Source organism: Paenibacillus sp. J22P169 (genome assembly GCF_059691995.1).
The window spans coordinates 1,003,355-1,026,302 of record NZ_JCAUAO010000001.1; the positions used below are offsets into that span (position 1 = coordinate 1,003,355).

General features: G+C 42.9%; 22 protein-coding genes. 5 read left to right on the forward strand and 17 right to left on the reverse strand.

Annotated features, from left to right (window positions below; translation table 11 throughout):
• Positions 1-215 precede the first annotated feature (215 nt).
• On the reverse strand, positions 216-1,154 hold the full coding sequence (locus AC58QG_RS04775; RefSeq protein ID WP_497360952.1) for an AraC family transcriptional regulator: 939 nt from the start codon (positions 1,152-1,154) through the stop codon (positions 216-218).
• A 210-nt stretch (positions 1,155-1,364) separates the two neighbouring features.
• Between AC58QG_RS04775 and AC58QG_RS04780 the strand changes: the two genes are divergently transcribed.
• The 3 genes from AC58QG_RS04780 to AC58QG_RS04790 all read left to right on the forward strand — a co-directional run bounded on the left by AC58QG_RS04780 (position 1,365) and on the right by AC58QG_RS04790 (position 4,229).
• Positions 1,365-2,216, forward strand: a complete 852-nt coding sequence (locus tag AC58QG_RS04780; RefSeq protein WP_497360953.1) for an aldo/keto reductase — start codon at positions 1,365-1,367, stop codon at positions 2,214-2,216.
• A 299-nt stretch (positions 2,217-2,515) separates the two neighbouring features.
• On the forward strand, positions 2,516-3,220 hold the full coding sequence (locus tag AC58QG_RS04785; RefSeq protein ID WP_497360954.1) for a hypothetical protein: 705 nt from the start codon (positions 2,516-2,518) through the stop codon (positions 3,218-3,220).
• Between the two features lie 286 nt (positions 3,221-3,506).
• A complete protein-coding gene (locus AC58QG_RS04790; RefSeq protein WP_497360955.1) occupies positions 3,507-4,229 on the forward strand; it encodes an NPP1 family protein in 723 nt (240 codons plus the stop codon).
• A gap of 108 nt (positions 4,230-4,337) precedes the next feature.
• On the opposite strand, the gene AC58QG_RS04795 is transcribed toward AC58QG_RS04790, so the two are convergent.
• The 5 genes from AC58QG_RS04795 to AC58QG_RS04815 form a co-directional block, all read right to left on the reverse strand.
• Positions 4,338-5,153, reverse strand: a complete 816-nt coding sequence (locus AC58QG_RS04795; protein ID WP_497360956.1) for a DUF2785 domain-containing protein — start codon at positions 5,151-5,153, stop codon at positions 4,338-4,340.
• Positions 5,154-5,197: 44 nt separating this feature from the next.
• A complete protein-coding gene (locus AC58QG_RS04800; RefSeq protein ID WP_497360957.1) occupies positions 5,198-5,746 on the reverse strand; it encodes an HAD-IIIA family hydrolase in 549 nt (182 codons plus the stop codon).
• A 116-nt stretch (positions 5,747-5,862) separates the two neighbouring features.
• Entirely contained in the window at positions 5,863-6,381 is a 519-nt protein-coding gene (locus AC58QG_RS04805; protein ID WP_497360958.1) for an AAA family ATPase, read from the reverse strand.
• A gap of 88 nt (positions 6,382-6,469) precedes the next feature.
• Positions 6,470-7,594 (reverse strand): Gfo/Idh/MocA family protein, encoded by a 1,125-nt coding sequence (locus AC58QG_RS04810; protein WP_497360959.1) that lies wholly within the window; start codon positions 7,592-7,594, stop codon positions 6,470-6,472.
• A gap of 114 nt (positions 7,595-7,708) precedes the next feature.
• Positions 7,709-9,037, reverse strand: coding sequence for an aminoglycoside phosphotransferase family protein (locus AC58QG_RS04815; protein ID WP_497360960.1), 1,329 nt, complete (start codon positions 9,035-9,037; stop codon positions 7,709-7,711).
• A 317-nt stretch (positions 9,038-9,354) separates the two neighbouring features.
• Here AC58QG_RS04815 and AC58QG_RS04820 point away from each other — a divergent pair, with 317 nt between their 5' ends.
• Positions 9,355-9,915: a 5' nucleotidase, NT5C type gene (locus tag AC58QG_RS04820; protein WP_497360961.1), complete on the forward strand. Its 561-nt coding sequence runs from the start codon at positions 9,355-9,357 to the stop codon at positions 9,913-9,915.
• 161 nt (positions 9,916-10,076) lie between these two features.
• Here AC58QG_RS04820 and AC58QG_RS04825 read toward each other — a convergent pair whose 3' ends face one another.
• From AC58QG_RS04825 to AC58QG_RS04865, 9 genes are all read right to left on the reverse strand, one after another.
• Entirely contained in the window at positions 10,077-11,135 is a 1,059-nt protein-coding gene (locus AC58QG_RS04825; protein ID WP_497360962.1) for a metallophosphoesterase family protein, read from the reverse strand.
• A gap of 220 nt (positions 11,136-11,355) precedes the next feature.
• Complete coding sequence (locus AC58QG_RS04830; protein WP_497360963.1) at positions 11,356-12,096, reverse strand: metallophosphoesterase family protein; 741 nt, start codon at positions 12,094-12,096, stop codon at positions 11,356-11,358.
• Positions 12,097-12,170: 74 nt separating this feature from the next.
• Complete coding sequence (locus tag AC58QG_RS04835; protein WP_497360964.1) at positions 12,171-13,766, reverse strand: DUF5050 domain-containing protein; 1,596 nt, start codon at positions 13,764-13,766, stop codon at positions 12,171-12,173.
• 63 nt (positions 13,767-13,829) lie between these two features.
• Complete coding sequence (locus AC58QG_RS04840; protein WP_497360965.1) at positions 13,830-14,219, reverse strand: DUF3888 domain-containing protein; 390 nt, start codon at positions 14,217-14,219, stop codon at positions 13,830-13,832.
• A 163-nt stretch (positions 14,220-14,382) separates the two neighbouring features.
• The gene (locus AC58QG_RS04845; RefSeq protein WP_497360966.1) at positions 14,383-15,516 is read right to left on the reverse strand and encodes an extracellular solute-binding protein; all 1,134 of its coding nucleotides are present in this window, start codon (positions 15,514-15,516) and stop codon (positions 14,383-14,385) included.
• Positions 15,509-17,290, reverse strand: coding sequence for an RNA polymerase sigma factor (locus AC58QG_RS04850; RefSeq protein WP_497360967.1), 1,782 nt, complete (start codon positions 17,288-17,290; stop codon positions 15,509-15,511). Before AC58QG_RS04850 ends, AC58QG_RS04845 begins: the two co-directional genes overlap by 8 nt.
• Positions 17,291-17,555: 265 nt before the next feature.
• Entirely contained in the window at positions 17,556-17,960 is a 405-nt protein-coding gene (locus AC58QG_RS04855) for an NUDIX hydrolase (protein ID WP_497360968.1), read from the reverse strand.
• Positions 17,961-18,016: 56 nt separating this feature from the next.
• Positions 18,017-19,309 (reverse strand): UDP-N-acetylglucosamine 1-carboxyvinyltransferase, encoded by a 1,293-nt coding sequence (gene murA / locus AC58QG_RS04860; protein WP_497360969.1) that lies wholly within the window; start codon positions 19,307-19,309, stop codon positions 18,017-18,019.
• Positions 19,310-19,328: 19 nt separating this feature from the next.
• Positions 19,329-20,030: an FHA domain-containing protein gene (locus AC58QG_RS04865; RefSeq protein ID WP_497360970.1), complete on the reverse strand. Its 702-nt coding sequence runs from the start codon at positions 20,028-20,030 to the stop codon at positions 19,329-19,331.
• Positions 20,031-20,286: 256 nt separating this feature from the next.
• On the opposite strand from AC58QG_RS04865, the gene AC58QG_RS04870 reads away from it, so the two are divergent.
• On the forward strand, positions 20,287-21,636 hold the full coding sequence (locus tag AC58QG_RS04870; protein WP_497360971.1) for an MATE family efflux transporter: 1,350 nt from the start codon (positions 20,287-20,289) through the stop codon (positions 21,634-21,636).
• On the opposite strand, the gene AC58QG_RS04875 is transcribed toward AC58QG_RS04870, so the two are convergent.
• Together AC58QG_RS04875 and AC58QG_RS04880 are read right to left on the reverse strand one after the other, a co-directional pair.
• Positions 21,633-22,373: a hypothetical protein gene (locus AC58QG_RS04875; protein ID WP_497360972.1), complete on the reverse strand. Its 741-nt coding sequence runs from the start codon at positions 22,371-22,373 to the stop codon at positions 21,633-21,635. The two genes, AC58QG_RS04870 and AC58QG_RS04875, sit on opposite strands and share 4 nt — an antisense overlap.
• 75 nt (positions 22,374-22,448) lie before the next feature.
• Positions 22,449-22,916 carry a GlcG/HbpS family heme-binding protein gene (locus AC58QG_RS04880; RefSeq protein ID WP_497360973.1) on the reverse strand — a complete coding sequence of 156 codons (468 nt, stop codon included), beginning with the start codon at positions 22,914-22,916 and terminating at the stop codon, positions 22,449-22,451.
• Between the last annotated feature and the right edge of the window lie 32 nt (positions 22,917-22,948).

A 22,948-nucleotide genomic window follows, 5' to 3' on the forward strand; every position in this document is an offset into this window, starting at 1 on the left:
TGAGCCCGTCCCAAATGACAGACCCTGCGTCATTTCATTATGTAGCAAATCAAAAAGAAACGGATATCCTGATCATCTTAAATGTTTGCCTATTTCTCTCACGAGAAAGAACACTTTTGAATTTGCATAAAAAAACCAAATAGACTTCCCCCTCTAACATTGAAGAGTGAGATTCTATTTGGCTTTCTAGATAGATCGAACTAATTGCATGCTCCTCACACATTGGAAACTTGTTCAGTAATTACCTCTGCCTGGTCATACGTTTCCTTGATACGCTTCTTATCAGCTTTGGGAGGAAAACCAAACATGCGAGAATATTCACGGCTAAACTGAGAGGCACTTTCGTAGCCTACCCGGTAGGCAACTTCTGAAGCATCCACCGACTCGGTTAATAATTGGCGCCGAGCTTCTTGCAGCCGAAGCTGTTTTTGGTACTGAAGAGGGCTCATCGCAGTGATCTCTTTAAAGTGTCTATGTAACGAAGAAATACTCATATTCGCTAACTCGGCAAGTTCTTCCATCCGTAAAGGGCTGTCATAGTACTTCATGATTTGTTCAATAACAACTTTGATATGATGGGTCGAGCTTCCTTCCGATACTATTTGCTCCAAAATAATCCCATTCTGACCTTGTAGTACCCGATAGAGAATTTCCTTCGTAAATAGTGGAGCAAGCACAGGAATATCTTTAGGATTATCGAGCAAATGTACCAATCGAATGACCGAATCTAACAATGTTGATTCTATCTTGCTGACAAACATTGCTCGCTTTGGATTGTCTTTCGGATCTACTCGAAACTCAGAATCATGCAAAATCTCTAAGATTTGACTAGGTGTAAATTCAAGTTTGAAACCCAAATACGGAACATCGGGAGTGGCTTCAGTGACTTGAGCGGTAACGGGTACATGTACGGATGCAACAAGGTAATCAGCAAGACTGTATGTAAAGCGCTCCTGCCCCAGCCATACCTCCTTCGCCCCTTGAACTACCATACAAAAGGAAGGCTTGTAAACTCCGTAGCTTTGTCCGGCCTCCTTTGAAACACGTATGAAAAATAAGGATGGAATAGCAGTTGGGTGAACACCATCCGTTCCTGTAAAGCGCTCAATGATTTTGGCGAGCTCATTCTGCTGTTTAGAAATGATTTCAGACATTGGAGTCTCCTGTCCCAATTATTAATAGTTCGATTATAGTCCATATTTTTCTGTTACATAAGTGGTAGTGAGAGGATTAGGCAATCATTTGGTAAGAATGGGATAACGACCTCAGTATCATCTAGTGCATAATAGCAGAAGCAGTATTTTCGTACATCATGGATAAGATCAAATCGGGTTACAAATAATTTTAATAATGGAGGATATTATATGCAAAAAGTTATTTTGAACAATGGTGTTGAGATGCCTATTCTAGGTTTTGGTGTATTTCAGATTGTAGATCAAAGTGAATGTGAACAAAGCGTTTATGACGCTATTATGGCAGGCTATCGGCTGATTGATACAGCGGCCTCTTATCAAAATGAAGAAGCAGTTGGGAGAGCAATCAAACGGAGTGGCATTGCAAGAGAGGAATTATTTATCACTACAAAACTTTGGGTGCAGGATACTGGTTATGAGCGCACAAAAAAAGCGTTTGATAACTCATTGAAAAGATTGCAATTAGATTATTTGGATTTGTATCTGATTCATCAGCCATTTGGCGATGTACATGGCTCTTGGCGCGCTATGGAAGAATTGTATCGTGAAGGAAAAGTCCGTGCAATTGGCGTTAGTAACTTCCATGAGGATCGTCTGATCGATTTAATTATCCATAATGAAGTAGTTCCTGCTGTGAACCAGGTTGAAACCCACCCATTCAACCAACAAATCGAAAATTCAAAATTCATGAAAGAGAATAATGTTCAAATCGAATCCTGGGCGCCTTTTGCTGAAGGGAAAAACAACTTGTTCCAGAATGAGCTTTTAGTATCCATAGCTGAAAAGTATAATAAATCCGTTGCTCAGGTGGTATTACGTTGGTTGACACAAAGAGAAGTCGTTGTGATTCCAAAGTCTGTTCGTAAAGAAAGAATTCTCGAAAACATCAACATTTTTGACTTTGAATTAACCCAAGAAGATATGGAATCTATGACTATGTTAGATACGAAACAGAGCCTCTTCTTTTCACATCGCGATCCTGAAATGGTCAAATGGATTGGTAACCGTAAACTTGATATCTAAAAATCGTTATTTTTAAGATCACGTGCAGGTTATGTTTACGCAAAAATAGATATTGAAAATAGGAGCAGATACCTGTAGGTAATCTGCTCCTATTTGCGTGCAGGCATTTATTAGGAAAATGCTTCCAATGAAGTGGTAAAAGGCTGTCGCTCATTCGGTTGTCGCGGTATTCCATTGATTTTCATGTAAATTTATTCCAATGATTTTATAGATTTTTCTAGAATAATTTAAGGTAAGCAATTCTACTTTTCCTATAATAAAGTTATAACCATTCGTAAAGCAATGAGGAGGAAACGGGTTTGCAGAATCAGCAAATTGATCTCAATTTGGCACTTGCCAAAACGTATGCGCCGCAGCTGTTTTTTGATCGCTTGGAGCCATTTTTTCCAGTTCGCGTTGGGGTAACCATATTCGATCAAGACGGTCCATCACCTTCCTTTCGTCGCATGATCAGCTTCGAGTCGGATGCCAGGATTGAAAAGGTCATTGAATATGCCATCTACTGGGATTATGATATCGAGCATTTGTACGAGCTGGAACATGTATGGATTTATGTAGGGCGTGACGGCAGTGTTATCAATTGTGAGTGCAGCTTCCATGGCAAATATTTTAAAGGGCTACTTAAGGATCGAAGTAATATAGCTGAAGGCAATCCAACCCAGGTCAAGCTGTACTCCCAGCCTGGAAAACACGCTTTTTCCCCACTTCTCACTATGCTGGAGCTCATCCCGAATTTAGATACGTGCACATATGAGACAGCGGGCCGAGGCGGTCTATTAGTCCCAGACATGCTGCGGGATAAAATGACTGCGGATGAGGAAACGAACCAATTGGTGGAACGATATTTACAGACTCTCCGGTTTCGACCAACGATGGAATTTATCGAATATGGTTGGGACGACGATTCGCTTTTCGTGACGTGGCCTGAGCTTCTCAATGAGATTCCACAGCGTGTCGACCAAGAATTGACTAAAATCAGAGAGTACTTTGGCATTTCCGAATAGTTACAATAATGAATTATCCATTTTAGGGAAACGATATATGTTCTTGTTTGGCAAAAAGACAGGAACATATATCTTTTTAATAAAAAGTTAGCGCTGCGCGCGAAACCTTGTCCCTCGACACGAACTTGAGGAGGTGAATGAAGCGAAAACATGATGAAATACGCAAATAATTCAATGAGGTTATGAAGTGAGCTTTTTGATTCGAGGTTTTAAAAAGTTTAGTTTTATTACATTGATATTCATTTATGTATTTCCATCTCACTAATCAAATGGAGGTAAAGATTATATGAACAAAAAAATGAAAGCACTTACATTAGGGTTGACATTGCTAGCATCTATCAACTTTGTTCCAGCAGCTAGTGCAGCTGTCTTAGCTCATAACGCAGTAGTAGGATTCGCAGAAGTGACCCCTACTACGACTACTCAAATAGCGGCTAAGCTTTTTCAACCAACTTTGAAGGTTACTACCGGATGTGTGCCTTTTCCTGCAGTAGATGCAGCAGGGAATACAAATGGAGGTTTAGCACCTAGTGGAGCGGCTAATGGGAATTGCAGTTCCAGCACGGGTCAAGTATATGCACGTTCAGGATGGTACAATGGGGTATGGGCAATTATGTATGCTTGGTATCAACCTAAAGATTCACCATCTTCAGGATTGGGTCATAGACATGACTGGGAAGGTGCAGTAGTTTGGATCGATAATCCAGCAGCTGCTTCACCGCAAATTCAGTCCATTTCCTATTCTCAGCACGGTGACTGGCTAAATGTAGCTAAGACTACATCCAATACGAATGGAACTCATCCAAAAATTGAATATAAGAGCGTTTGGCCGCTTAACCATGCCTTATATATTACGAATACAGCAGGTGGATATCAACCGTTAATCGGCTGGGATGACTTAACTGCTGCTGCAAGGACTGCACTAAATACAACAAGTTTCGTGGATGCAAACGTTCCTATTAACGACTCGAATTTCACAAATAATTTAGCAGCTGCTTGGTATCAATAATGGGAGCTAGCATCGAGGAATCTGTTAAGTGGTAAGGACCGGGGCCAGAGAAGATTTACTTCTCTGGCTCCCTTTTCTTGTTATATCACGTTAGTAGCAGAACCCATTTTATTCAATGTACGGATTAAATCTCTTCTCAACCTCAATCAGATCATTTACCGCTGGCAATAATCCTTTTCCAGAAAAACGTATTATAAGACTTCGTGTAAAATGTTTGAAATTAATTCGACTATGTTGTCTCGTTATTTCATCCACTTTATGTATTTTCACTTCCATAAGCCACTCACCTATTACCGAGAGAGGCACTTTCCCCAACTCCACCATGGCAGTCACCACAGTTGCTATCCGCTCATCCTCTTCTGAACGAAACATTTCTGGAGCATTTTCAAGTAATGAGCATAGTCCACTCCACACTAACTTGCACTCTTCTAACCCTATGTACCTGTTGCGGACGCATTCATCAAGGGCATCAGATATATGAGCCGCTGCATGTGCCCAACCTTTTCCTTCTACATAGCCACGAAAATCCTTTTCACTGTTACAATAGGTGATTAAGGTTTTCAATATTTTTCGAACATTAATTTCGGTTAAGTATTCATCCCTATTATCACGGATAAGCAACAACGCTATTAATAATGAGGAAAAGGAACGTAGAAAGATACTATCTGTACCCACTTGCCCGATCCCATTGAATAACATATTTTGAGAAATAGCATGATCGAGCAATTTTAGTAATTGTTCTTCTTGAAGCAACTTTTTTTCTAATAGCCAATTATCTAGTATCCGATATGCTAACTTATCACGTAATTCGGGATCTGTAGAAGAAAGTAATTCTACAACTTGCTGTACGATTAAATATTCATCTATTCCTTGTGGCAGAGAAAAATTATTTCCCACGATTGTTCTTAGTTCTTCTTTTAACACTTTCCCAACTCCAATCAACAGTCGTTCACAGTTTGCTTAGCATCTCATACCTCTTCTTGTTGGTAGTGGTTCCCAATTAACCACTTCACTGCATCTAAGAGGTCTTTCGCAATAAAATCTGGTGATGCTTGCTCATACCATTTGTGACGGTATTTTTCCAAAGACTGTTTACCCCAGCCTGTCTCTACAAGAATTCTTTTGGATCCTACTGCGGCAGCTGCCAGCATATCAGTTGAACCCACATCACCAATAACAACGCACTGTGTCAAATCTAGTTCATGCTCAGCAGCAGCTTTCTGAAGCATTCCAGGACGTGGTTTATGACACACACAGCCTTCTTCAGGCTCATGGGGACATATATATGCTGCATCGAATCCATAACTATCAAATTCTTTTTGAAATTCTAATACCGTTGCTAATCCCTTGGATATGTTGTGCTGATTAGTAAGGGCAAATATTTTAATTCCGTGGTCTTTTAATAACTGCAATGCTGCTAAAGATGAGGGGAATAACTCAAAGTCTTGTGGATGAATGAAGTGACCGTTCCCGCCCAATGTTCCATCACGATCAATAAAAACAGCTTGAATGTTCATTGAAATAAACCTCCTCATTGTGTACTTAACAAACTGGTAATTCTCCAAATGATTGGAAGTATCCTGCTGCTAATTTAATAAACAAAATAGGATCTGCCTAGAAGCAGATCCTAATCCTAAGTTCTCCCGTTAATTGAAGCGATTGAAAGCACCCACTCTTTTATTTGCAATGCGACTTCGGTTACATCGGAATCCGTAGTATCAACGGTCGGCATTGCTGGGGTATATGCCTCATGAGCTATTTCAATCAACCTTCTCGCAAAATTCTTGTAATCTTGAATCACTTCTTCTGACCAATTTCTTTCACGCAAACGTTTTTCGCGAGTTTCATCGTCGCAATGTAAATTTAAATAATATACATGTTTGAAAAAAGGATAATCTAAACATTTTTCGACATCCCAAGGCATAGCAGTTCCGCAAATGATCGTAATCCGCCCGCTTTCTGCAATATTACGAGCTACTCGGAGCCAGATGTTTAGAATTAAAGCATCATTTGTAATATGACATTCCAGGAGGTTATCAATATCAAATACATCAAAGTCGGGCATTATTTTCCGCAATTCATTTATTACGTAAGTTTTCCCTGATCCACTAGAACCCGTAACAATAAATAAAGGCAATTTATGTTTCATCATTTTTCTAAGCCTCATTATGACGATATAATTGTGATGAATTACTCTTTATTATTTTATACCCTTTATCATCGCAAATAAAGAGAGAGAATTATTTCAGTGAAGTCCATCCTCTTTCAGAACGAATCGCCTCAATAATAAGCTGATCGCGATATCCTTCTCGGAAAGTAGGATAGGATTGAAAAATCTCACCACGTATGTCTGCAATAAACTCCCGGAAAAAAGCATTCCATTTGTTCTGTTCAGCATTGCTAGTATCTGGGAATCCTTCTTTAAATCGAGCCGGCATTGGTTTAGATAATGTTCCCTCAGGGCCAGTCATGCTTACGTCAAAGGTAAAAACTCCTTTTGCATCTATCGCTCCATTTTCGCCATAAATACGAAAATACGGATATGTAGGAGAGTACGGCATCATAGCGTCAAATTGAATGACACAAGACAGGCTGTCACCAGATGGAAGTCGGTACTCCATTATGCAAGTAAAGGCTGTTTCTGCATCAACCGATTTCCACTCGGCGGCAGCAATCGCCTCAGTGCTCGGTACAATAAACGATTTCCGAAAATCATTAATTTCACCAAGAACGGGAGCCTTATCTCTGCCGAGTCGGGCCTCACCCATCACGCGGTGTGGATCGCAGCCGAAAACCTTTGTCAGAATCCCTAGAAAGTGCGTGAGACCATTGTTTAACGCTCCACCGCCGAGTGAGAGATCACATGACCAGGTCCATGGGGTGTTTGGGTGAAACATGGGTACGAAAGCAAAAATCTCTGCTGCCTTTATCCGTCCTATTGCTTCCGTACGGACAAGTTCTTGAATCCAAGATGTAGTAGGATCATACGCTTGAGTTGCTGCGTAAGCATGCTTAATACCGGCGCCTTCAACTGCATCCAACATTCTTTTTGCTTCAACTGCAGATGCGGCGAGGGGTTTTTCACAAACAACGTGGGCTCCTAGGGCAATAGCTTCGTGAATAACATCCTCTCGTAATGCAGCAGGTGTCGCCAGCGAAATGATATCAGGCTTCAATTCTCGTACCGCAGCACGCCAATCTGTCGATGCTACAGGAACATTGAGCCTGTCTGCAACCCCTTTCACGATATTAGCGTTACGAGCGCAAATAGCAACCACTTCAACACCAACACTTCTCAATCCATGGGTATGTCCTTCCCCAGCCCATCCGGCACCAATAACAACTGCCCTTAGCGGCGCACTCATTTCGAAGCACCTCCACCTCAACGATTCCAATCGCTTCCAAATATATGTAAGCTACATTGTACAAAGTACACAACTCAACATTAAAGTGAATGAAGGAACGTAGAAAATGCAGTTTTAGCCAAGTTTTCGAAGAAAGAACAATGCCTTACGAAGATAGAAAGATTGTGCATCTTCCAACTCGTCTAGTGACCTTTCCTCAGTATGGTGAAGGATGGATTGGTAGCTTATAGCGTGATATATCGCATGCACGACCTCGCAGAGCGACCAGAGCTCCACCAGACGATGCCTCGGCTCAAAATCGCTCCACAGTTCCAAATATGCGTCTCGCAGTTGGGTCCGCAGCGCTAAATCGCTTTCATCAAAGATAAGGAACATGTCCATGAAGGGATGTGCTATGGATGCGTCCGTCCAATCAATGAAGGTTAACCGATCGTTTAAGTTTGTGACATTCCCAAGGTTAAGGTCGCCGTGTATTAGTGTGGATGGTACTGCGTATTCCAAGAGCTTTGAACACGTTTCCATTATTTTAGGCACTTGGTTTCGAAGCTCGCTAATTTCTTCCTCTGTTAGGTTCGATATCATAAGTTCGTCCTCCAAAAGGGGAGAAATGAAGGGGATAAGTCGATGCGGTCTACGATCCGCACAGCCTAATTCAAGCAACTTATCTACATGGTTGATGGCATCAACTTGGATGGATGCGAATGTGCGCAGTAATTCTAGCTTATTTTCAATGCTCATTTCTATATTTATTCCAGCATCACCCAATAACATCCAACCGTAGCAGGGTTCAGTTCCAATGACAATGGGTACGCGTCCAGGGTAAAGATTCCCCATGAATTGGAGAAACTTAGCTTCATCTACAAACAGCGGTTGTCTCGCGTTTGCCTTAAAGTAAACATTACCATGTGTAGTGGCTACCCGAAGGACACTCGACAGACACCACCATTTCACTTGTTCCGGTTGTGCAACAATCTCGATACCCAATGGCCCTAGAACCTCTTTTATCCAAGACGTGACTTGAGTGAACCATCCACTGCTCTCCCAGGGCTGGCGAAACTTCGGTTGATTTTCTTTCACCAACTCGCCAGAAAGATAATCATAAATGACTTCGAGATGATCCATCCGTTTGAATTGTAAATTTGGGAGATCATCCCTGCTCACCCATTTTCCCTCTTGTGTTAATTCGTCTAAGCCAATGCTCTCCAATAAGAAGATTCCTTCTTTTCGACCCAATAGTATGTTTTCTGTGATAGACACGTACCTGAATGCGACCACGGGCTGACCGAACAATTGCGACATCTCTCGAGTAGCTAAGATCGTGGAGATTTCTCCTTCCACACGCTTAGCGGGGAGACGCCATTCTTCTTTTTCTTTCTGTACAAATACCTGACCAGTGATGAAAGGGTGTAACAGTAACCCATAGATTACATTTTTATTCTCCATATTGCTCGTAACCTACCTCTCTTGGTCTCGGTAGTGCAGAAACTTATATTTCTCCAGCTTCTCAGGCATTTAATCCTATCCAGTAATTAACATTGATACTACTTTACTAGCCAGATTCAACTTTTATTCAAGAAAATCTGTGCAATCGAAGATATGATTTGTCGTGCACATTCTAGGAATCTTCGATATACTTTTATGTAATCATTTCTACAAAGGGAGTGGCAAAGCATAGGCTCCTAGTTGATGTAGACGTTCGAAGAAGAGGTTATATTTATTTTCAGCAAAAAGCTAGGATAAAATCGAAAGGCGGCCTGACCATGCATATTGGAATCGACTTGGACAACACCGTTCTTGATGCGACGACCCCACATCTCCACTACTACAATCAAGCCTCTGGCTTATCCTTAACTGCGGATGACGTCGATAACTTCTATTTATACAAAATGTATGGGTGGAACCAGGAGGAACGCAATGTCGTCTATCACCAGTACGGCCGCGACATCCATTGGGATTCGACGCCACTGCCGTTTGCTCTCGAGGTGCTGCAGCTGCTGTATCGCCAGCACCGGCTGTCGATCATAACTGCGCGACCACTCCTATTCCGAGATGTAACGCTCGAATGGCTCGCGCATCATGGAATAGCGTATCACGACATTGCTTTCGTTGAGGACAAGCTGCAGCGATGTGTCGACTCAAAGGTCGATGTACTGATCGATGATGGTCCACATTATGTACAGTCGTTCGTTCAAGCGCGCAAGCCTGTCATTCTGATGGAACAACCGTACAACCGGTCGGTTCCTTCGCATGACTTGCTGTTTCGCGCCGCTGGGTGGGCGGACGTACAGAACCATCTGGCTGCCATAACAGCGTTGCTATGAAAGGAAACTACCCTTTAGTTTAATAGCAAAAAAAGACCCTCAGTAACGAACTGAGGGTTTCTTTATAACGGTTTCGGAGATAACTGGTGTCAAGCCTAACCTTATTTTGAAGTAATCTGCCCGTTCATATGTTCAATTCTACTTAACCTATTATAATGCTTTTAAACTAAAGCTACAGTGTACTTGGCTGATTCGATCCAGGTCTGATTGGAAAACTCTCGGCCACGAACCACCACTTCGTTGTTGTAGACCTGAACGTACATACCTTGTGCACAATTGGGATTGTCAGTACTCCGTGTTTTACCGACAGAGGCATTATTGAACCAATGAAATGAGTTCTGTGTATTATAGTGATTCTCCGTTGCAAAGTTACGATGGGTGTGCCCGGACAGCACAAAAACATTCTTATAGGGAGCTAAGATTGACCGAAACTCCTTCGCCCTGAGCAACTGGGGCGGTTTCCCGTCCATATCCGGCGCGGGTAGCGGCTGATGTATGAAGACGAAAGCTGGCTTTCCATCCACATGGGATTTCATAACATTCTCGAGCCAGGCAAGCTGCTCATCCGAATACCAAGCACCCTCCCCTACCTCTGGTCTCTCCTGCACATATGCCTCTTGGGACATCATAATCAGATGAATATCATTGACCCAGACATCCTTGTAGTTCTTATCCTTGTAGCCGAAAAACTTCATGAAGCGTTCACGTGACATCGCATCCGTTTTCCCGTTGGGCATCGTTTCATCGGACCATTCTCCCTTACTGTTTATCCAAATGTCGTAATAGTCGTGATTGCCCATATTCGCGTACATTGGCGGTAGTTTGTATTTATCCAATACTTTTCGAAAGAGCTTGTAATCCACCTCGCGACCTACATCAGTGATATCCCCTCCGAAAACAATCGTATCTACCGGCGATTCGAAGCGACTGACATCTTTTAATGCCGAATGAAGCTTATCGGTAATCGTAGAAGTGCCATTGTCTGAAATATGCACATCGCTAAGTAGAAAAAAGGATAGCAAAAGTCGATTGTCGCCAGCGGCAACCGTTACCTCTTCCGGTTGAACGGATGCTTGTGGGATTTCTTTCTGTCCCGAGGCCTCGACTACACTCCCGTTCGTCTCCTGGCTTTTTAAGGTTAGCTTGAGCAGAGCCCCCCCTCCAGTTAATGCAACCGCGACTGCAAGTAATCTTTTGACAAACTGTCTTCTAGAGATCATATGAACCCATTTCCCCCACTTTCTGTATCAGTCACTGTTTAGCATAATAGTACCAGAAGATCGATTATCTATTTATTCGGTTTATCTAAATTCTATCATATTTGTAGTCTCAAAATTACTAAAATCATTCGCGATTGTCTCCATGTTTAATTACCTAATCAGTTGAAAAGGCTACCGAAAAATACGGCAGCCTCTTGTCATGATGGCCATCTTGGATCATTTAAATTACTCCAAGTTGGCCACCATGAAATATGTTAAGAATAAATTCTCTCTCGGGTACTTCTAGTTCATTATATGATTGTAAAAACCGTTTATTGTCATAGGGTACTTCCATAGCTTTTACACTTACTTCCTCATCGGTTACAGTAATGATTCCATATCTTGCATAAGGAAGATGGTAACATCCTAAAGAACCTGGATTAAAGAAAATTCTTTGATTATATACAAAGTTATGAACAATGTGGTGATGTCCAAAACAGACAAGTTGGTAGACAGTTTCAGTATATAGTTGTTCTAACTTTTCTGCTGTTGGCTGCTTATCAATGTCTGAAAACCATTGGTCATTGTCCAAATGATAATGTGTAAATAACAGCTGTTTATCATGAATGGAGAAGGAAAGTTGTTTAGGCCATTTTGACATAAGTTCAACATATTTAGGATTTATTCGATCGGACAACCATTGATGATGGACGCGTTCTTTATGATGTCCTCTTGGCGCTTCATCTTGATTGTGTGCAGCAATAACTGCTAAATCATGATTACCAACTACATAAGAAACATCTTCTCTTTGAGTAAGAAGTTCAAGGACTTCATTTGAATCTGGACCAATCCCAACGACATCTCCTAGACAGAAAATATGATCAATAGCTATGTTTGAGATTTCTTTCAAAACTGCCTCTAGTGCTGGACCATTACCATGAATGTCCGTTAAAATAACAAAAGTCTTTTTGAATTCATCCACATCCTTTGGATATTTTCTTCATAATTCTCTGATGTAATTGAAAAATCCTTCAGATACTTCAAGGAGGCTGCTGATTAATTGTCGTTCAACGATATTGTTCGTATGTCAGAGTCGCCGGAAGTAGCAAAGAGAATCCTCTCGTCGGTTGTGAACACTCGCGAAATCCTATCTGCTACCTCAAGCAGTAAGCGGCCTGAACCGTCCAGAAGTACGACACCGTAGTCTTCATTTTCTCCAATCCGGAAGACGAGATGATTGTTCAACACTTGTACTTCTGCGACTGGCGTTGTCCATACCCGAGGATCATCTCCATTCGGATCAACCTTGTACAGCCCAGATTGGTTGTCTTCCCTCATGGTTGTGTAAAATACGCTGCTATTGATGCTGTCAAACCAAGACACAGCAAGGTCGGACAGTTTGATTTCACCCGTCCCGTCTAGTCCGGTCGAATATAACGCGTTGTTTTCGTTTTTTACATAATAAAGCATGTTATCAATAACCCGAAACTTACTAACGCTTGAGTCAACAATCTTCTCAGTCTTATTCGTTTTTAGGTTGATTTTGTAAATTTTATTTGCATCGGATTCGTTGCGTGAAGCGAGCACATACACATCGTCACCGTTGACAGCAGTGTAGGATGCATCTGCACTGGGTCCTAATGACCAAGTGCCGTTGTACTTAACAGCGTACATGAGATCCGGATCTCCAACACTTATACGACTCGCCCCATCTTGCTCTGATGGTGACAAATACAAGTTACCACCTTCGAACGCCGAAGCGCCTTGAAGGACGACTAACGTACCGTAAGGTGTGTCGTTGAAGTCCATATATCCTGAATGCACTAACTTCGCTTTCCCGTCGTCACCGACTTTCACGAACTTGTCGCTACCCTCAACACCTCCCCCGATGTGATAGGTAAACCACAGCGTGTTATTACGGATTTGAAAGGACACAACCTTTGGCATTCGATCTGTGGTTCCGAAGTTATATGAATAGATCTCTTCCTTATCAGACGGCTGCTGCATGGGAGCCCGATATACATGGTTCGTCGTGTTCGTCGTCTCGATATAATAGTAATACCCTTTGAAAAGGGCAACATTATTTTCACTGGCATATGCAGGAAGGCCGACCTTTTGCAACTGTGGGTTATGGGACTGAATGGACAGACCATCCACCGTATCCCACATATAATCCCAGCCAAACTGGTCATGTGCGAACCTCCAAGTAAGAGGGAAGTACGTCACGTCCCGGAAGCTGAGGAGTGGGTACTCCTCTTTGGCGTTGTCAATGGTATGACCGTTCACGGTAATGGCGGACGCTGGGACTTCCGCGAGATAGGATGCCGCATTAAGGTTATCCGACTTGTAAGAGGCATAGCTCGAAGTCACATGCCCCTGAGAAATCTGTAGCCCATCCTGCTTGGACCAACTGGCTTCCAGCCCTAGCAGTCGAGAATCGTACCAGGTCATAGGAAAGTACGTGATGTCCTTATACACCAACAAGGGGTACTTGCGATATGCGTTATCTACCAGATGTCCATTCACATTCACTTTGTATCCTGGAATGTTCACCCTCACATCCGCCGCATTAGCGTACACCTTTCCAGCCTGGACTAGCATAGACAGACTCAGCGATCCGATCAATACGAATACAGCCAATTTATTCTTCAAGCCCACTCCTCCTTCAAATCAAACATTACTAATATTGGACGAATTTGGAAGTGGAAAGTTGCTTTAGCATGCGTAATTTGCTGGTTTATCCATGATGGAATATTCTTTAATAACCCATTTGCCCTTGGGATAATTGGATATTTTTACTGTGATAACGTCATTTGGCGGATTATGTGCACCTTTGAAAGTCATTGCTTCCATTTTAACCTCAAAGTAAAATTGACCTTGATCTAACCTCTTAATTTCTAATATTTTATTGCATTGAAGCCCCATACCATGACCCATGCCATATTGTTTATCAAGGAATTGAGACATAATCGGCGATAGTTCATGAATTAGTGCATCATGAAGGATCTCTTTCTGCAGCCCATCCGCATTTGGAAATTCTGTGTCAGCTTGTATGGACGATGAAAATGCAAAAAAGAGAGCAAGAATGAATAGCCATTTTTTCATAAGATCAAGACCTCCCCATTTTTTGGAATTATCATTCCCGAAAATACAGAATTCTAACGTTTGAACTATCGTTTCCAGGTAGGTAAATAATTAAAAGCTGCCTTTTTGTTAGGCAGCTCTCTTGTTTTAATAGTCTATCTTATTTTAAAGTCTCGCCATTACCTTACGAAAACCGAGTCCACGACTTCAACATTTGCCTTACATCCACGCCATCATTAATCATTTTGATAATGTCATCATTGATGAGTTGGCGGGACGTGTTCCATTTTTCGTTGAGATAGAAGCCACTAATCTGCACGGAATCTAACTCTTTCAAATAGCGAGACCAAAACCTATGTTGATTCATACCGCTTTGATCGGACAGCGTCCGTGTAATCGGTAAGGTCCGAGGTTGCTTAAAGGTGTCCACTCGCTCTAAGATATAGTGTTTAAGAAAAGCCCAGCAAATCTCAGGATGCTTCGTCTTCGTCGTTATACCACTGGCACCCATGTAAATCATGTTGGCTTCAACTCCCCCAGGCATACGAGGAAGTCCTACAACCCCATATTGGTCTCCAATACCCGCTCGTTCTAATCCGCCTGTAAACCAAGTAAAGCCAAAGACGAGGGCAAAACGTTGATGCAACTCTCCTGCTTCGGAGGGTTCTCCTGGTCTCCTCACGATTTTATTTTCGCGGTACATATCGATGATTTTCCTGAACGCCTCGACTGTTACATCGCTATCGATTGCTCCCCGTGCAGTCAAACTATCCAGCCCTAAATAACTCCCACCATTCCTCATGATGAAAGGCTCGTAATTTTCAATATCCGGTCCGATCCCAAAACCAAACTGAGTTGCAATGCCGAATTCATTACGTAGCGTCAACTTTTTTGCCATAGTCATCATGTCGTCCCATGTCCAATCATCAGTCGGGTATGGAATGCCTGCTGCATCCAACATAGCTTTTTTATAGAGAATGAGAGGAACAGACACATCGACGGGAAGTCCTGGTAATTTACCATCTTTGGTTGCCACTCGCATAATACCAGCGTTTAGGTCGGACGCCAACCCAGGGGTTTCATCAACGAATGGTAATAAATCGATAAATAACCCTTTTTGATTAAACAACCACCAACCACCTGAATCCATGATGTCTGGCGCTTCTGTTTGAAATGCACGCATGGACTCAAAGTTATCGGCCGCTTGTTCGACAACTACTTCTACATTCGGATGAGATGCTTCAAAAGATTCCTTTGCCATCATTAATGGAGATACATTTTCAAATTGTGTTAAATACCGTATTTGTACTTTATTCATTTATTTTTTCCTCCCGATTCCATGTACTTAAAGCTTTTTCCAAATAACCAATTGCAGCTGTTTCAAACTCTTTGGCCTTTTGCAATAAATCGGCGGACTCTCTTCTAACCCCAGAAGATAATGGAGTGGAATCACGTATAAATGGTACTTTTCTACTCACTACCTCAAGTTGTTCGGCGGCTTCCATGTAAGCTTCCGAAGCGAGTAGAATGAGCCGCATGGCTTCTCCTGTTAAAGGAACGGTCTTCAAGAATTTGGCCGCATGGTGCTTGGCTTCCACATATACAGCAGCCAATTGCCCCATTCCATAACGGTTTGGTAGAACATCGGGGTTATTCATGTGCCTTATCCAGCGATCATAGGCGGATAATCCCGAGGTATAGGATAGATAAACGGTCTGCGGCTTATAATCGCATCCTGAACGGGCGTAGCTAACTGCAAACCGAAGTTGACTGAGTACTCTTTCTACCTCAGACTCTTTCTTGACTTCGTTTTTTCCATCGATCCCCGCCAGAAATCGCAAGGGGTTCTCTGCTAAGTCATCATATGACAACGTTTTTCCTTCCGGCTGCATAATATCTGTCACATACACTTCCCGTTTGTCGTCATCGTATCCGTAGATTAAAGTCCACTCATGGACATGTGGAGATGTTGCCAATGTATCAAAATACAACACCGGTTTACTTGTATCCACATACTTGCGGATGAACGGCAATACCGCCTCTTCAATTGGCAAAACGACGGGAAAACGTTCCGCAGCTGCCAATAACGGTATCGCCGCTTGCGATAATTGACCACAAAGAATGCTAACTTTATAGCCCAACTCCTCCATGAAAGTTCTCACTGTATGGCGCCAGTCAAAGATGTAAACTCCGTCGCCATATGTGGTCTTGTCAGAGATTTTAAATCGAAAAGCAAATCCCGACATGCCCATTAACTCTGATATCAACCGCTGGTCACCTATCGTCGCAAGCATATGTCCTATACGATCGATGAGCGTCGTAAGAACAGCAGAAGTCACTGGCCATTCCGACAACTGAACTTTCCTTGCATTCATCATTTCAGTTCCTCCGTTCACTGGCGGAAGGCCTAACAGAACATGAACATGGGCTTGGCGGAGCTTACGCCTGGAACGATGGAGATATGTATGGACTGAATCTGTCGTTGTATGATACATCGCAGCGATTTCAGCTGGAGACAACTGACGAAAGAAGTGCGCTTCAAACATCCCGCGCTCTTTACGATTCAAACAATGTAGCAGCATGTGGATCGTCTCAAATAGTTCTTTCCGTAACAATAATTCTTCAGGGTTGTTTTCTTTATCCGCTGCAGTCTCGGTTGTTCGGGTCAAGTGATATAAAATGGATTCGAGATTCTCCCAATCTACATTTTTGCTACCGAGCGTATCCTTTTCATTCCATCCCCCAATCGGTCGTTCACGCCGAAACGGGCCTCCACGTCGTAGACGCATCTTGGCTTGGTTTTGTACTATCCGATGCAGCCAAGGCAAGAAACGGCTCGTATCAGCCAACGTACCCACATGGAGGAATGCTCGAATTAGCGCTTCTTGAACAACATCATCTGCCAAATGTGGATCGCCAATCATATGTTCTGCCCACTGCCTGGCTCGCCCCCGGTGCATATGAATTAACTCGCCAAATGCTTCCGTATCTCCGAGCTTCGCCCTTTCTGCAAGATCACGGTCACGAAGTGCCTGTTGATCTACACTCGTTCGCTCTTCAATCTCCATTCGTTTGCCAAGATCTGCGCCCATGCCGGCCCTCCTAGATATTCGGGTCTTTCATATAGATAGATGCCGCTCGATGCTATTTACTGAACAAAATTTTAAAAAAATATTTCATGACCCTAAAGAGGTCGCTTATAAATCCTGTATTGATGAATAGTTAGTATTCGATTCATACAACACATTTCCTTTTTATGGATGTAACTTGAATGGACCCTAAATCATAAATAAAATAGGACCAGCCTCATAGGCTGATCCTTAACTATTGTTCTCAAGCAGAGCGCAATGATTGATATCAAAATTCAATATAAAAAGGTTGAAGCTCCTCATTTAAACAATGCTCTATTCTTTGTCTGAAATTTTTCCAAGTTACCATCTCTAATCCTACTTCGATTGGAAAAAATCCTACTTCTAATGCCTCCGGATTTGTTGTTAATTCTCCTCCAATGGGTTTAGCTAAAAATAGTGTATTACAAATACACCGACTTACATTTTGAAAAACACCACAAAATTTTGTTACTTCCACATCTATACCGCTCTCTTCCTTTGTTTCCCTGATCGCAGCCTCTTTCAACGATTCGCCTTCTTCAACCTGTCCCCCTGGCATTTCCCAACCACGCCTAGGACCTTTAATTAGTAATATTTCGTTACGTTCATTTATCACAATTGTTGCCGCAGAAATAATATGCTTTGGAACCACTTTTTTGCCCCCATTCTTCTTGTAAGAAAAAGCACAAAAATAGTCTGCTAGGACATTTACCCATTAAGTTGGATTACGCCGTGCAATTCCTGTTCATCCATCTCGCGCATAGATAGCTTAGCCCCAATAGATTGAAAGCTGCCGATGACGTCCTCATAACCACGCTCGATATGCTCAACGCCTGTAATACGCGTGCTGCCCTCGGCCGCTAAACCAGCAAGCAACAGGCAAGTGCCGGCTCGCACATCTGTAGCATGCACCCAGCCTCCATGCAGCGGAACGCCTCCGCGGATAAAGGCACTATCTTGCCGCAGTTCAATCTCTGCGCCAAGCCGACGCAGCTGTGCCACATGAGCGAATCGCTTCGGAAAGACGCGTTCGGTAATGATGCTCTTACCCTTGGCCTGCAGCAGAAGCGCGGTCATCGGTTGTTGTAAATCGGTGGCGAAGCCTGGATACATGCCTGTGCGAATCCGCGTTGCTTTGAGCGAGCCCCTACCGTAAGCCGTAATGTGGCTCTCACCGCATTCCACATGAATGCCTATCTCCTCCAGCTTGGCGAGGCAGGCTCCAAGATGCTCAGGGATGACATCCTTGACAGTAACCTGACCCCCGTGAAGTCCCGCCGCCATCAGGAAAGCCCCGGCAATCAGCCTGTCGGGAATTACCACGTGCGATCCCCCGTTTAAATAAGAGACACCTTCAATCCGGATACGATCGGTTCCCGCCCCGTAAATCCTCGCCCCGAGCCGGTTCAGGAAGACAGCCGTATCTACCACCTCCGGATCCACAGCCGCATTATACAGTTGTGTCCGCCCTTTGGCCCGCACAGCAGCCAGCATCGCATTAATCGTCGCACCGCAGGTAATCGTATCGAAATAAATATCCGCGCCTTTCAACTCAGCAGCTTCAACTACGTAATAATCGTTGAACAGCTGAACCTGAGCTCCGAGCGATTGAAACACCTTGATATGTTGATCGATTGGTCTTGAGACGAAATTGTCACCGCCTGGAAATCCGATCGTGACTCTGCCGAATTTGGACAACAGCGCGCCTGCAAAATAATAAGACGCTCGGTAGCTAGAAGCCTTGCCCGGGTCTATCAAAGCACTGTGAATACTGCGTGGATCGATGACGACTTGTCCACCTTCTATTTTCAGATTCATACCAATATCCCTGCTGATCCCAGCAATAATAGTAAGATCATCTATGCACGGGATGCCTCCCAGCGTTACGATATCGTCTGCCAGACAAGCCGCGGCAAGCAATGCAAGGGAGCTGTTCTTTGCACCAGGTATATGCACACTTCCGTTCAAAGGACCAGAATACTCCGCCTGAATATATTTCATATATGTATTCCTACTTTCATTATGACGATATTAATTGCGATTCAAGCACATAGCCGTTACCACGCACTGCACTAATAAGAAAAGTATCTTTACCGTATTTTTTGCGTAACCGGTAGACAAGAGTATTTAATTCGTCTAACGAAACATCGGAGACTCCTTCTACTCCCAGCGACCGTTCCGGCCAAACTCTGGATTTGATTTCATCCAGCGTAACAAGCTGGTTCACATTCTCATGAAGCACTTGAATCAGCAAATATTCTTTTTCTGACATCGGGATCCGCTTTCCTTCAACCACACATTCCCTTTTCTCCCAATGAATCGTCAGTGGCAATTCCGGTATTTCTAGCGGTCTTGTGATGCTGAGCGGTTCGATTTCAAGAGTTTGATCGGCAAACATATAAGAGAAGTGGAGGACGGTCATTCCTTTAGCAAGCCTAATGATATCAAAATTATTTAAGGGGTACGGATTATGCGGTGTTACCTGTACACCGTTGATCTCCGTTCCGTGGCGGCTCCCCAAATCATAAAGTACCGCCTTGTCCTGCTCCTTACGAATGATGAAATGCTGCCGCGAAATAAATGCGTTCGTAAAGGCCAATTCAGGAGTCGAGTGATTGGATACTCGGCCTACTTGCGTTTCAACCGCGTTTAGATTCACGCAGGTGCCAGATCGATAGGGCTCGCCGCGAATGATATACAGGCATGCAAAGTCTTCTTCCATTTTCGTACCTCCGGTTGATATCTGGGGAATGTTTCCACTATTTATCGTAACCCAAATAGAGGAGGAATAAAATCACTTTTTACTGACTTCTTCCTCACACTTCAGTAACGCCGAAAACAAGCACCGTTCGCCTCCCTGTACAATTGGAGTCAATAAAAGCAATCATTTGCCCAAATTTCGCAAAGAAAACGATTTCAATTTACTCCAAGATAAAGAGTAGATCCATATCGAGGCGTATCGAAGGAGTTCTTACCTAATGACGAATCCTAAGAAACTAAGTTTGTTTACCATTACATGGCCTTTATTTATTGAATCGTCATTACTAGTATTTATGCGAACCTCTGATACGTTCATTGTGAGTCATGTGTCGGATGAAGCCGTTGCAGCGGTGGGCGTTAGCAATCAGCTCATTATTTTTTTATTCTTGCTGCTCCAAGTGATTTCAACAGGTTCGGCCATCGTCATTTCTCAATATTTAGGTGCCAATAAAATTAGAGATGTTAAAAAGTTCGCCGCTGGAGCAATCGCGCTTAATTGTATATTCGGCTTCTTGATAAGCATATGTATCGTTTGCTTCAGCAAACAGCTGCTTCAGCCCTTCGGCTTGGAACTAGATACACTGGAGCAGGCGCGCATATTCCTATCTATTGTTGGCAGTGCCTTATTTATTCAAGCTATCAATCTGACCATTGCGGCCATAACGCAGGTGCATGGCTATACCAGATATACAATGACGGTCAGCCTGGGAATCAATCTCGTAAATTTGACCGGCAGTATTTTATTTGTTTTCGGTCCCCTCGGCTTTCCAAAACTCGGCGTTCCTGGTGTCGCCATATCGGCAGTATTCAGCCAATTACTCGGACTGGTTGTCTATAGCATAATTTTAACAAAAATCGTTCGATTGAACTTGTCCTTCAGCGACTTTTACAAAGCGAGATTCGAAGATCTGAAAAAAATATTGACAATCGGTATTCCCACTGCCGGGAGCTCGCTCATTTATTCAGTAAGTCAACTGATGACGACATATTTTATTACTCAGCTAGGCGCTGAAATGCTTTCCACTCGGATTTATACACAAAATATAATGACATTCATCATGGTGTTGGCAATTTCTTTGGGACGGGGGACTCAAATCATCATAGGTCGATTGGTGGGTGCAGGTGAAAAAGAGGAAGCTTACAAGCAGTTGTTTCGCAGTTTGCTACTTAGCTTATTACTTTCACTAGCAGCCGTCACTTTGACCGTTTTATTTAGAAAACAATTAATTGGCATGTTTACGGATAACACCGAAATCATTACATTGGGTGCTCTTTTACTGACGTGTGGTTTCCTCCTAGAACCTGTACGTTGTTTGAACATTGTTATAGGAGAAGCTCTTCGAGCTGCGGGTGACGCGCGCTTTATTCTCCTAATTGGCGCATGTGTCATATTGGGGCTGTGTGTCCCGCTAACATATTGGATTGGCGTGCATATGGGGTACGGGTTGTTAGGTATGTGGGGCGTGTTCATCATGGATGAAGGGTTGAGAGGGATTCTGTTATTATTCCGCTGGAAAAGCAGGAAATGGGAGAAAAAAGTGTTGGTGAGCAGTGAGGAAATGGCCTAGTTATCAATACTGACTTGCTCTATTGTGATTTCTTTTAAACTGTCTGTTCCATGTGCACCAGGGCCTATTAGGTTCTCTTCTGTCCAATAACTAACTTGGAATGACGTGCCATCAATCAAATGAATGCGCAGAAATACCCTGCCTTTGTCATCCAGTCCATTTACTTTTTTATATATTTCGCCAAAACCTACATACTCCAACGCAAGATACTGTTTGATGAATTCTTTCTTTGCTTCTTCGGTAAAATCTGAAATATGCTTTCCGTCATTCTCGCTTTCGATACTTATTCTTGAAACTTTTCCGTCAATATCATAAATATCTGAAACCTTCTTAGCTTCAGGGTTGCTAGTTGATTGGTACAAAATTCCCCCAGCCATAAGCCTGAAATTTGATTTATAACCCTCCACTTCGTATAATTTTGTACCCTTAGGCAGGAATGTTGCGTCACCGTTTTTCATTTTATATCCCACACAAGCATTGTCTAATAAAGTATAGTCAATCACGCCAACTTCCTTCCCGTTCTCAACATTCGAGTCTTGCATGGAGGTAATCGACGCTTTATCATCAATATTTTGGTATTTAATACCATTCCACATGAAAGCATCTATGTATTCAATTATTGCATCGGGACAATTCTTATCATTGTGATCCTTCGTTGCCGATAATTCTTGACTCTTAAAACCACAAGCGGTAGTCGATATCAGCAAAATCATCATAAATATCAACTTTAGTCTCATATCGTCAGCCACCCTCTTTTTCTTTAATCAACAAACGCTGAAGAAGAAGGAATTGTTGCACTATACTGTACAATCTTATCTGTATGAATCGTTCGAACCAATACGGGCGGTTACTATTGTAGCTGCTCTAGTATTTACTATGCGCGTATAAGCCTGAACGACAGCATTCGCTACTTCTATATCTTGTACGCTCGTCCCTCCGCTGACTCCGATGCCACCGATAATCTTACTTTCTTTAGCCAACGGAATGCCGCCACCTAAGATGGTCATTTTTCCATTATTGGTCGTATTAATTCCATACGCATCACCTCCGGGAAGTGCAAGTTTCCCGAGGTTTTCCGTTGACATCTGCACGGCTGCGCTAGTCCAAGCCTTGCCCATGGAGACCTCAATATCTGCTATCCTAGCATTGTCCATGCGATGGAAGGCAACTAGGTTTGCACCTTCATCGACAATTGCTATATCACAAGAGAGCCCCATTTGTGTTGCTTTCTGTTCCGCGACTGCAAGCAATTGTTTAGCTATTTCCAATGTAAGCTTCACAGTATTTCACTCCTTGGTTATGTCCTGGTTTA